The 12406-nt window shown below is 31.7% G+C and carries 7 protein-coding genes; 2 read left to right on the top strand and 5 right to left on the bottom strand.

What is annotated here, in order from left to right; translation table 11 throughout:
* Positions 1-214 precede the first annotated feature (214 nt).
* On the top strand, positions 215-562 hold the full coding sequence (gene rplS / locus AQ1689_RS11675; protein ID WP_101915461.1) for a 50S ribosomal protein L19: 348 nt from the start codon (positions 215-217) through the stop codon (positions 560-562).
* A gap of 269 nt (positions 563-831) precedes the next feature.
* A complete protein-coding gene (locus AQ1689_RS11670) occupies positions 832-3057 on the top strand; it encodes an NADP-dependent isocitrate dehydrogenase (protein ID WP_101956192.1) in 2226 nt (741 codons plus the stop codon).
* Positions 3058-3161: 104 nt separating this feature from the next.
* Here AQ1689_RS11670 and AQ1689_RS11665 read toward each other — a convergent pair whose 3' ends face one another.
* The 5 genes from AQ1689_RS11665 to AQ1689_RS11645 all read right to left on the bottom strand — a co-directional run bounded on the left by AQ1689_RS11665 (position 3162) and on the right by AQ1689_RS11645 (position 11168).
* Positions 3162-4310, bottom strand: a complete 1149-nt coding sequence (locus AQ1689_RS11665; protein ID WP_101956191.1) for a gliding motility-associated C-terminal domain-containing protein — start codon at positions 4308-4310, stop codon at positions 3162-3164.
* Between the two features lie 20 nt (positions 4311-4330).
* Positions 4331-7438 (bottom strand): hypothetical protein, encoded by a 3108-nt coding sequence (locus AQ1689_RS11660; protein ID WP_101956190.1) that lies wholly within the window; start codon positions 7436-7438, stop codon positions 4331-4333.
* 222 nt (positions 7439-7660) lie between these two features.
* Positions 7661-8818 (bottom strand): hypothetical protein, encoded by a 1158-nt coding sequence (locus AQ1689_RS11655; protein ID WP_101956189.1) that lies wholly within the window; start codon positions 8816-8818, stop codon positions 7661-7663.
* A 230-nt stretch (positions 8819-9048) separates the two neighbouring features.
* The gene (locus AQ1689_RS11650; protein ID WP_145993771.1) at positions 9049-9735 is read right to left on the bottom strand and encodes a hypothetical protein; all 687 of its coding nucleotides are present in this window, start codon (positions 9733-9735) and stop codon (positions 9049-9051) included.
* 29 nt (positions 9736-9764) lie between these two features.
* On the bottom strand, positions 9765-11168 hold the full coding sequence (locus tag AQ1689_RS11645) for a hypothetical protein (RefSeq protein WP_101956187.1): 1404 nt from the start codon (positions 11166-11168) through the stop codon (positions 9765-9767).
* Between the last annotated feature and the right edge of the window lie 1238 nt (positions 11169-12406).

The raw sequence follows: 12406 nt of genomic DNA, 5'->3' as shown, positions 1-12406 counted from the left end.
TATACTTTAGCTACCTATTTTATTTGAAACTATTGGCTATATGTATTAAAAAAATAATCGATTAAATAAACTGATAATCAACAGTGTAAATCAATAAATATTATTTAAAAATAAGTTCGTATTTTATAATATTTTGATTAATTTTGCAGCAATAAATTAACCTCTGACGATACTCGTGTATGTTGTTTTATAAAACTATATAAATATCATTACCATGGATTTAGTAAAATTTGTTCAAGACGAATTTGTAACAAGAAACGAATTACCAGTATTCTCTTCAGGAGATACAATTACTGTGTATTACGAAATTAGAGAGGGAGAAAAAGTACGTACTCAGTTTTTTAGAGGTGTAGTTATTCAAAAAAGAGGTGTTGGTGCTTCTGAAACTTTTACTATCAGAAAAATGTCTGGTACTGTAGGTGTTGAGCGTATCTTCCCTATTAACTTACCTGCTATTCAGAAAATTGAAATAAACAAAAAAGGTATTGTACGTAGAGCACGTATCTTTTACTTTAGAGATCTTACTGGTAAAAAAGCAAGAATTAAAGAAAGAAGAGGTTAGGAATAACTTTTTTATTCAACTTATAAAAAAGCGTTGTGATTTTTCACAGCGCTTTTTTTTGGTTTATAAACACGTAAAAAAAGACGCGATAAATCGGCGTATCTACCCATATTTTTCGGATTTAATTTTATCATATCGATAATAAAACACCCTAACTATTAACAGTTTTGCATCAAAAAAATCATTTCTAATTCTTAAATTTGCAATACTTCAATAAATTTAATAATAACTGTGCGTGTTTTAACAACACCGCGTTAAAAAACTGATATATGAGCAAAATAGCAAAAATTATGTACACGAAAACGGATGAAGCTCCTGCGTTAGCTACTCGTTCGTTTTTACCTATTGTAAAAGCCTTTACAAAATCATCTGATATAGCAATAGAAACCAAAGATATTTCTCTTGCAGCACGTATTCTTGCTAATTTTTCAGATTTCTTAACTAAAGAACAACAAGTTGAAGATGCCTTGGCTTTTTTAGGTGAATTGGCTAAAAAACCAGAAGCTAATATTATTAAATTACCAAATGTTTCTGCATCTGTACCTCAACTAAAAGCAGCAATTAAAGAATTACAATCATTAGGGTATGCTTTACCTGACTTCCCAGAGGAAGCAAATACAGCGGACGAAAAAGCTATTTTAGCGCGTTATAATAAAATTAAAGGATCGGCTGTAAACCCAGTTTTACGTGAAGGAAATTCTGACCGTAGAGCTCCGAAAGCAGTGAAAAATTACGCAAGGAAAAACCCGCATTCAATGGGTGCTTGGGCTTCAACTTCTGAAACTCATGTTGCTACAATGAATGATGGTGATTTTGCACATACCGAAAAATCTGTTACTATAAAAGATGCTACCGATGTAAAAATTGTACATACAAGCGCAAACGGAACAGCAACTACCTTAAAGGAAAAAGTTTCGTTATTAGATGGCGAAATTATTGACGGTTCAGTAATGAGTAAAAAAGCATTATTGGCTTTTTTATCTGAAGAATTAGCCGATACCAAAGAAAAAGGATTATTATTTTCTTTACACATGAAAGCAACGATGATGAAGGTTTCTGACCCAATTATTTTTGGGCATGCCGTTCGTGTTTTCTTTAAAGATTTATTCGCAAAACATAGCGCTACTTTTGAAGAAATTGGTGTTGATGTAAATAACGGATTCGGAAACTTACTTAGTAATTTAGAAGAAGTATCTGCCGATAAAAAAGCAGCAATTTTAGCTGATATTGACGCTATTTATGCAAATAATGCAGACGTAGCAATGGTAAATTCTGATAAAGGAATTACCAATTTACATGTTCCTTCGGATGTAATTATTGATGCTTCAATGCCTGCAATGATTCGTACTTCGGGGCAAATGTGGAATAAAGCAGGGAAACTACAAGATACCAAAGCAGTAATTCCTGATAGTTCGTATGCTGGTTTATACCAAGAAACCATCAATTTCTGTAAAAAGAATGGTGCTTTTGATCCTACAACAATGGGAACGGTTCCTAATGTTGGTTTAATGGCGCAAAAGGCGGAAGAATATGGTTCGCATGATAAAACTTTTGAAATTTCTGCAAACGGAACTGTTAATGTAATTGATTCAAATGGAACTGTTTTAATATCCCACGAAGTGGAACAAGGCGATATTTGGAGAATGTGTCAAACAAAAGATGCACCTGTTCAAGATTGGGTAAAGTTAGCCGTTACTCGTGCTAGAGCTTCAAAAATGCCTGCTATTTTCTGGTTAGGAAAAGAAAGAGCGCATGATGCTGAAGTTATCAAAAAAGTAGAAAAATATTTACAAAACCACGATACTGCTGGTTTAGATATTCAAATTTTATCGCAAGTTGAAGCGACTAAATATACTTTAGAAAGAGTAAAAGATGGAAAAGATACGATTTCTGTTACAGGAAATGTATTACGTGATTATTTAACCGATTTATTCCCGATTTTAGAATTAGGAACTTCGGCAAAAATGTTATCTATTGTTCCGTTAATGAATGGTGGTGGTTTATTTGAAACTGGTGCTGGTGGTTCTGCCCCTAAACATGTTGAACAATTAGTTAACGAAAATCATTTACGTTGGGATTCATTAGGTGAATTTTTAGCCTTAGCTGTTTCTTTAGAACACTTAGGAACTAGCAACAATAATAGTAAAGCGAACGTTTTAGCTGAAACTTTAGACCTGGCTACTGATAAATTATTAGATAACAAAAAAGGACCTTCTAGAAAAACTGGAGAGTTAGATAATAGAGGTTCTCATTTTTATATTGCAATGTATTGGGCAGAGGCTTTAGCGGCTCAAAATAAAGAAGCAGCATTAAAAGCACAGTTTGCTCCTATTGCTGAAAAGTTAGCAGCAAATGAAGCGGTAATTGTAAATGAATTGAATAAAGTTCAAGGAGAAGCTGTTAACATTGGTGGGTATTACCAACCAAATGATGCTTTAACTGATGTTGTTATGAAACCTAGTGAGGCTTTAAATAGTATTTTAAACGCTATTTAAAAATCGTTTTCACAAGTTTTACAACAGTAAACATAAAAAAAAGCAGATGAATATTCATCTGCTTTTTTAATTTATTGACTACACAAATTAGAATAAAAATAGATCTATCTATTGATATAAACCCATCCTTTTTGTGTTTTAGATACTCCGTGAACTACATAGTTTAAGATGTAAAAATACGTACCTGCAGGTAATTTATCTTTCGAATTTACTACAAACCTACCGGTAGATTCTCCTGTCCAATCATTTTTGTAATTCTCTGTATTGTAAACAAGATTACCCCAACGGTTAAAAATCTCTAAACTATTACTATCGTATTTTGTTAAATTTTTAAAGACTAATGTTTCGTTTTTTGTATCGCCATTTGGTGATATTAAAAGGTTTATGTTGTTTGAATCAGTAAAGCCCGATGCTAGGGTTATAATTTGATAATTATCAGGAATAAAACTGCTTGAGGTTACCGATCCTTCGGTTAAATTTCCTGTTATCTCGGTTGCACCAAGGTCTTCCCATTGGTCATTGTCGTTACTCCAACCTACAACTCTTAATTTTTCAAGACTATTTTTTGATAGCATCGCTACATCACTACGGTCATTCCAAGTTAAGGTAATGCTTGTTTCTGATGCACCGTTTAAATCCCAAAATTCTGTTTTACTAACGTTATCAATAAAGACTTGCTTACTATCTGTTAAAAAATTTTCAGAAAAAGTTGTTGGCATATTTGGATCTTCAAAAAAATAAGCACCTAAAAAAGTGTTTTGCCTATTTTGAATAGGTAATTTCATCGGACGCAGATTATCGCCATCTCCAATTGGAAATGTAAATTCATCAGTTCCTGTATCTCTTAGCATTGCATAACCGTTAATATGCTTATCATCATCTTCACCTACATAAAAACGATGTTTATTAAATTCTAAAGAAATAGCTAGATTGCTTTTCTTTGTAATAACATCACCATACATAAAACTTAAATCGTTGGTAAGGGCTAATGATTTTTCTAAGACCAAGTTATTTGCAACAGCGATATCAAGATTGTAAAAAGTTGCTTTTTTAGCTCCTGAAACTATTAGTGTTTCGGTCTCACTATAAAAACCCGCTGTTCCTTTACTGTTTCTAAAATCGCCATCATTAATTAAATTGGTATGAAAAGCAATGTTTGCATCATCATGTAACTGAATAGTCCCCGTGTTTTTAAATGCCGTTTGGGCAAAGGTTACTGTAGTGGATAAAATGATAAAAAGTAAGTTTTTCATACTATTAATATATGTGAAAATTAATTTATTTGTTGCCAATCAGTTCCGTCAGATTGTAACTGAACTGTACTTCGACTTGGTATATAATTAGTTGTATTAGTTGTTCTTGTTATATAAGTAATATTTAAGTTCACTCCTCGATACCAATTTGTTTTTATAATATAAATACGCCCTGTAACACTACTAGCAGCAGGTAAGGTTATAGTTCTAGTATTTGACTGATCTTTAGCAATCAAGGTATAATGGTCTTCTGTTAAAGTAAAATCAGTATCAGATTTAATAATAGATTTTGAAATAGAACCAGCTACTTGAAAGGTAGAGTTTGCCTTTTTAAAAGAAGCGTCATTAGCATTGTTATCTAAATTACCCGCAATAGGTACTTCTTGTGGATTTAAATTAATACCAAACCTTGTTTTACTCTCTCTAGCATCCGCACTACCTTGAACACGAAATAATTCTCTATGAAATTCAGCACCTCTATAGTTATAACTTTTAAAAATCATTGGTTCATCGCCATCATCACCAACTATAAATTCTAAACGACCTTGATTATCAGGTCCTGCAGAACCAATTTCGAAAAAATCTGATTTTCCAGCACTTCCTTTCAGTCTAAAACTTCCGTTTGAAGTGGTGAAAAACATGGGTTTATAAAACGTAGTACCACTTGCCTGAAATTGTAAAGCCGAAACACCATTAGCACCCTTAACATGCACTACAGATTGATCAATATCAGTATAATCTGGGTATGGTTGAGTTAAGCCTAATGTTTGCCTACGACCAAACTCTAACATCGGAATGTTATTTGAGCGTATTTGCATTTTAACATCATCGGTAGTTCCTAAAAAGTTAGCCGTTGTTGTTCCTGAGTTTCCTGTGGTTAACCAATTATTTAATGCAGGATTATCAATCCAATTAGTACCTGAAGTTGTTGATGTTAAAATTTGTCCAAACGACCCTGGGCTTCCACTGGTATCTTTAAATCGCTTCTTTACCCAAATATTTTCATTTACAGTAAGGTTTTTTGCTATAGTAAGGTTTTCAGTTATAGTTGCATTGCTATTTAATTGTATATTATTAGCTGCTTCAATAATTACTCCGCCATTTATAGACCCGAATTTAGAGTTATTTTGACTAAGTATTTCAGCTGTATTAGAGTTTACTTTAAACTCATCAATATTATTTAATGAAAAGTTAAGATTATTTGCATCTAAAGTTCTGGCAGTTGTAAGTCTTCCATTTTCTGTATAAATATTACCACTAGCAGTAGCATCTACCCATTTTGTAGCTGTACTTGTTGATGATAAAACTTGCCCATTTCCTCCAAAGCTTCCCGTACTATCTTTGTAACCTTTATCTACAGTAATATTTTCTACAAAACGTGCGTGGTCAACTACGTTAATACCACTAGCAGCTCTTAAATCTAAATAACCTGTAGATTGTAGTGCGATATAATTTGTATCATCTATATAAAAATCAGTTAAATCTGTAAAACGAAATGATTTATTATCACCTGTTACTAATCTATCTGAAGTTAAACTTCCATTTTCTGTATAAATATTATCAACAGAGCCCCTATTACCTGAAGCAATAGCATCTACCCAGTCTGTACCTATACCTGTTGATGATAAAACTTGCCCTGCTGTACCAACATCACCTGTTGTATCAGCAAAAGTACCTGTTACTGATAAATTTTTAGGAATACTAATATTCTGTGTAGCATCTATTGATAAAGCATTTACTCCACCCGTTGTAAAACCTAATTGATCGGCAGCCATACGGTACATTCCTGTATTATTATCACCTGAAAATTTAAATGCAGGATCTCCTACGGTACCATTAGAACTCCTAAAACGGGTAGCTCTTGCTGTTCCGTTTACAGTTAATTTATTAGTATCTGTAGTGTTAAAAGGAGCTCCTACATAAAGCTTAAGAGCTGTGTTATCCCAGGTTAATTGTATGTTGTTTTCTGTTGGCTTCCCATCTGTTCCCGCAAAAAATATAGAACCTGGTGTTCCTGTGTGTGCGGCATTGTCAATCCAATCAGTTCCTATTCCTGTTGATGATAAAACTTGCCCTGCTATACCTGAATCGCCATCCTTATCTAAAAAAGATTTTTTTACTTGAAAATTTTCATCAGCAATGGTACTACTACGTAAATTAACTCCATTAATTGCTTGTAAATTGATCATTTCAGTAGCGTCAAAAGTTATAAATTCAGTATTGGAAATCATAAAAGCTTTAAAATAACCAATATCAAATCTATTTACTATGTTACCTGTTATAGTTCTATCAGCAGTAATATTTCCATTTGTAGTATAAATATTATTGGCAGCAGCGGTAATATTAGAAAGTTTTTTCCATTGATTAGCAACTATAGGCTCATCAGCATCGTAAATTTTTATTTCATTATTTACGGTATCAAACCAAACATCGCCTTCTATTGAATTACTAGGCTCAATTGATGTTGCAGTAGCAGTTACCTTGTTTTTGATATTATCAACCCATTTTGTAGTTGTTCCTGTTGATGATAAAACCTGCCCATTTGCACCTGCATTGTTACTAGCATCTATAAATTGTTTTTTTACTTTAAAATTTTCATCTACAGTAAGATTTTCAGCAATACCAAGACTTTTAGCAATACTCGTGTTGTTATCTAACAGTATATTTCCAAAAGCTGTAATTGTTACATCACCTACACTAGAACCAATTTTTGTTTTGCCTGAACTAAGTATTTCAGTTACATCAGTATGTACGGTAAAATTTCTAATATCGTTAAAAGAAAGGTCGTATTTTCCGCCAGATCCTGTGCTTCCTGTTAAAACCCTATGAGAAGTTAAGGTTCCATTTGCATTGTAAAAATTTGTAGTAAGGTTATTGGTATCTGATAATTTTTTCCAAATAGCACCATCATAAATTTTAATTTCGCTATCAACATCATTAAACCAAACATCGCCCTCTACGGGATTTAAAGGTGCGGTTGATGTTGTCGTTGTAGTTACGTTGTTTTTAAATACCGTGTTTATAGTTCCTTTATTATCAACAACTTTAAATTCTTGTGCATTTGTATTTAAAGAGATTAAAATAAAAGTAATAATTAAGGTAAATAAACGCTGTTTATAGTTTCTCATCTGTTTAACAATTAGCAATAAAAGTAATACTATTTTTATCAAATAGCCTTATATCAATTTTTTGCGTAAATATAATTGAAATATATTTGAGAATAAAACATTCTAAAATATATTAATTTATTTGTTGCCAAGCAGCTCTAACTATAATACGCTACTATATTAAAAGTTTTTTAACTTATTTTTTACAGTTATTTTACTTGTTGCTACATACTATTACCAATCTTATTTTCGCCAAGCAATTTCTATTAAAGTTTCAGGATGACTAACATTAGTACCATTACAATATGCTTGTATAAAATCACCTTCGTTAACATCAATATTAAGAGTATTATTATGGTTTCCTTGCTGATTCGTTATTGTTAATGATGCTATTGCTATTGTACCATCATTTTTACGAATTTCTAAGGTCCAAGTTTGATTTATGTCTGTTTGCGCACTTATTGCCGTAATAGTACCATTTCTAATCATTCGCCAACCATTTTGACTAGACTGTGCGCCATTAAATTGTCTTAAATATTCATTACCAGTATTAGCGTTATTTACACCCCAGCCAACCATAGTACGATCAACACTAAGCCATTTCGCTCTTGTGCCGTCATAAATATATAAAATACCATTTGTGCTGTCAACAAACATCTGTCCGCCACTTATTCCTGTAGGCGTAGTAGTGTTTGGTTCAATTTTAAAAGGGACATCAGTACTTTTTACGTGTAATTGTGCATCGATAGTAGTTGCTGAAAAATCGCCAATACCAACATTATCATTTTTATATATTTTGGTATCGTTTTTATCCGCAGTTAAATTATCATCTTTAGCAAGCCAAGTGCTATTTGCGCTATCAACCCAATTAGTAACTGTTCCTGTTGATGATAAAACTTGCCCATTTGTACCAGCATTGTTACTAGCGTCTATAAATTGTTTTTTTACTTGAAAATTTTCATGAGCAATAGTAGTACTACGTAAATCAACTCCATTAGTTGCTTGTAAATTGATAGTTTGAGTAGCTCGTAAATCTATATATTCGGTATTATAAATAAAAAAACCTTTAAAAGAACCAATATTAAATCTATTTACTGTGTTACCTGTTATAGTTCTATCAGCAGTAATAGTTCCATCGGCGGTATATATATTATCGAGAAGTGGATTTGTATTGGTTATTTTTTTCCAAACAGCAGCATCATAAATTTTTATTTCACTATTAGCAGTATCAAACCAAACATCGCCTTCTATTGGTGTAGTTGGTGGCGTTCCTGTAGTTACCGTATTTTTAAACACCGTATTTATAGTTCCTTTATTATCAACAACTTTAAATTGTTGTGCATTTATTTTTAAAGAGATAAAAAAAAGGCTAAAAACAAAAAGTAATTTATAATTTATCATACGGTATAAATTTATTTTATATTTTATTATAATCATTACTAATTTATAAGCTATTTATAGAAGAGTAAGTATATCTTAAAATTTAAACCCTTGTAGTAGAAGGTGGTTTTGGGGATAAAAAAAAGAGAAAAAGTAATTGTAATATCTTAAAAATAACCGTTAAACATTGGTTTTAATTATAAAACCAATGCCTAGGGTTAAAAATATATTGTTGCTTTTAAGCAGTAATATTAGTTTGTGTATTGAACTTCAATAATATCATCTGCTGCTATAACAGGTACTAATATATCAACTTGTCCAGCAGTATTAACAGTAAAGTCAGTACCAAAAACTAATTTAACACCGTTTTTATATACAAATAATCTAGATTTGCTATTATTATGTGCTAGATTAGTTAAAGGATCAACAGCATCCGCAGGATCAATTTTAGGTAAACCAATAACCGTAACAGTAGTCGTATTTCCAGTACCATAAGCAGCTGGGCTAAATGCACTTAAAAACATAGCAGCATCAGAAGCTAATAATTTTTTAACTTCGCCAGTTTGTTCATCTCTAACCATTAGAGATAAACCAGCATCACCAAAAGCAGTAGCAGGTAAATCACCACCAGCAACACTTGTTTCTGCAATACCTGCAATATTAAGAGCTTTACCAGCAGAAGCAGTAATAGTTGTAGGAGCTACTAAAACACCACCTAATTGAAAAGTAGTTACATTAGTTGCAGCATCCGTAGCTTCAGTAAGACCATTAGCAACCTGTACATGTTTAATTGTACCTTTGTTATCTACAGATTTTACAGCTGTTGCTTGTTTTGCTAAATCAGCATTAGTAGCATCAGTTTGCTGTGCGCTAACAGTTCCGATAGTTAACATTCCTACAGCAACCATTGCTAATTTGAACGAGTTTGTTTTTTTCATCATTTTTGGTTTTAATTGGGGTTCTTTATTTAATAAATTTGTACTATTCTTATTTGATCGCCTGTATAACATTTTGCATCATCCTCTAATGTAATACCAGTTTTAGCAGCGTTTACCGTAAAACCTACACGAACACCGTTTCTATAAACGTTTATTTTATCTTCGGTTTTTAAAGTTACTAAAAACTCTACTTGATTTAGTGTCGCAGCTGTTAATACCATTTCCTCTTGCTGAACAGCTATATTTGCTAGCGTTACTTTTCTTAAAACACCATTTGCATCAACAGTAACAACCTTATCAGTTGTTGCGTTTCCATCTTCTAAACCTTCAATAGTTAAGGTATTTGTAGCGGATGTTGTTATTGTTGTCGGTTTTGTTAAAGCTCCACCTAACTGTATGTTGTTAGCAGCGTCAATATTTAAACCATTGTTTGCTGTTACAGTTGTGCTTGTTTGTGTAACCCAAGCTGTTCCGTTATGGGCATAAATTGTTCCTGATGCGGTATCTACATAAATATCACCAGCCACAGAATTTGGAGCTGTTATATTAGTAGGTGCTCCATTTCCTTTCTTCGGATTTTCATTTAATAAAACCCAAGCTGTACCATTATAAATACTTGTTTGATTGGTTGTGGTATTCATCCAAAAATCTCCTTTCGTATTATTTAATATAGGAGCAGTAGCTTGCTTTGTAATTTCAACAGTACTCGTTGTATTCGTTGTCGGATTTAATAAAACCCAAGCTGCACCGTCAAAAAGACTTGTTTGATTGGTTGTTGTATTAATCCAGAAATCTCCTAAATTATTATCTGTTGCAGGAGCAGTAGCAGCAGGTGTTACTTTTACAGAACTTCCTGTATTTGTTGTCGGATTTAATAAAACCCAAGCTGCACCGTCAAAAAGACTTGTTTGATTGGTTGTTGTATTAATCCAGAAATCTCCTAAATTATTATCTGTTGTAGGAGCAGTAGCAGCAGGTGTTACTTTTACAGAACTTCCTGTATTAGTTGTCGGATTTAATAAAACCCAAGCTGCACCGTCAAAAAGACTTGTTTGATTATTTGTTGTGTTAATCCAAAAATCTCCTAAATTATTATTTGCTGTAGGAGCAGTAGCAGCAGGTGTTACTTCAACAGAACTCGTCGCTAAATTACATAAACTAACCCATGCAGCACCGTTATACATAAAAACACAGTTATCAGTCGTATTATAAACCAACGCACCTTGTAAAGGACGTTTATCAGGATCGGAATTTAAAAGCAAGCTTTGCATTACCGTATTATCCATACGAGTTAAAACGAAAACCTTATCAGTGCTTTCTAGCTCTAAAATAGAAGTCGGGTTGATATCACTAGGATTATCACCAATTTTTACCTGCGCAAAAAGAGTGATATTCGTTAGTAAAACAAGTATTAAAGAAATTTTTAATCTCATACTTTTGTGTTAATTTTTTACAATATTAATCTTTATTTAAATAAAATGAAACAAATTTCTTGTATATTTTTTTTTCAAAATAAATAAGTTAAGTGTTTATATATAAAAGAAATAACAATAATCATGCCTGTTTTTTTAAACAAAAAGAGGCTAAAAAAAATTATATACAAGCAGGCATACCTTTGTTAATTTAAAGTTAAAACACTCTAAAGTAAAAAGATAAAAAAATTTATGACTCATAGTGCCTGTTTAAATTTTAGCTAAAAAAAGTTTTGTAACAGAAAAATAAGAAACAGTATCACTCAAAAAAAAATAATTCAATTTCGTGTCTTTATCTGCTAAAATAGTATCAATTCGAGTGATTTTAATGACTGAAAAGAATTAAAATAGTATCGAGAATTTGAATTGTTTTCTTTTGATACTAAAAAAGTTCTCGATACATTTTTTTGAAGGAAAAAAACACTCGAACTGACAATTATTTTGATGATTCTTGTCAATTCGAGTGATTTTAATAGCTAAAAAGAATTAAAATAGTATCGAGAATTTGAATTGTTTTCTGTTGATGATAAAAAAGTTCTCGATATATTTTTTTGAAGGAAAAAAACACTCGAACTGACAATTATTTTGATAACCCTTGTCAATTCGAGTGATTTTAATGACTAAAAGGAATTAAAATTGTATCGAGATTTGAATTATTTTCTTTGGATACTAAAAAAGTTCTCGATATATTTTTTTGAAGGAAAAAAACACTCGAACTGACAATTATTTTGATAACCCTTGTCAATTCGAGTGATTTTAATAGCTAAAAAGAATTAAAATAGTATCGAGAATTTGAATTGTTTTCTGTTGATGATAAAAAAGTTCTCGATATATTTTTTTGAAGGAAAAAAACACTCGAACTGACAATTATTTTGATAACCCTTGTCAATTCGAGTGATTTTAATAGCTAAAAAGAATTAAAATAGTATCGAGAATTTGAATTGTTTTCTGTTGATGATAAAAAAGTTCTCGATATATTTTTTTGAAGGAAAAAAACACTCGAACTGACAGTTATTTTGATGATTCTTGTCAATTCGAGTGATTTTAAAGCCTGAAAAGGAATTAAAATAGTATCGAGAATTTGAATTGTTTTCTGTTGATGATAAAAAAGTTCTCGATATATTTTTTTGAAGGAAAAAAACACTCGAACTGACAATTATTTTGATAACCCTTGTCAATTCGAGTGATTTTAATAGCTA

This window comes from Tenacibaculum finnmarkense (assembly GCF_900239185.1).
Lineage (GTDB): Bacteria > Bacteroidota > Bacteroidia > Flavobacteriales > Flavobacteriaceae > Polaribacter > Polaribacter finnmarkensis.
The sequence above is the reverse complement of the archived record's forward strand: the minus strand, read 5'-3'. Positions and strand labels throughout refer to the sequence as shown.

What these genes read in the sequence shown, in the direction of transcription:
- rplS (WP_101915461.1), top strand. Translation starts at nt 215, where the DNA reads ATGGATTTAGTAAAATTTGTTCAAGACGAATTTGTAACAAGAAACGAA.
- AQ1689_RS11670 (WP_101956192.1), top strand. Translation starts at nt 832, where the DNA reads ATGAGCAAAATAGCAAAAATTATGTACACGAAAACGGATGAAGCTCCT.
- AQ1689_RS11665 (WP_101956191.1), bottom strand. Translation starts at nt 4,310, where the DNA reads ATGAAAAACTTACTTTTTATCATTTTATCCACTACAGTAACCTTTGCC.
- AQ1689_RS11660 (WP_101956190.1), bottom strand. Translation starts at nt 7,438, where the DNA reads ATGAGAAACTATAAACAGCGTTTATTTACCTTAATTATTACTTTTATT.
- AQ1689_RS11655 (WP_101956189.1), bottom strand. Translation starts at nt 8,818, where the DNA reads ATGATAAATTATAAATTACTTTTTGTTTTTAGCCTTTTTTTTATCTCT.
- AQ1689_RS11650 (WP_145993771.1), bottom strand. Translation starts at nt 9,735, where the DNA reads ATGAAAAAAACAAACTCGTTCAAATTAGCAATGGTTGCTGTAGGAATG.
- AQ1689_RS11645 (WP_101956187.1), bottom strand. Translation starts at nt 11,168, where the DNA reads ATGAGATTAAAAATTTCTTTAATACTTGTTTTACTAACGAATATCACT.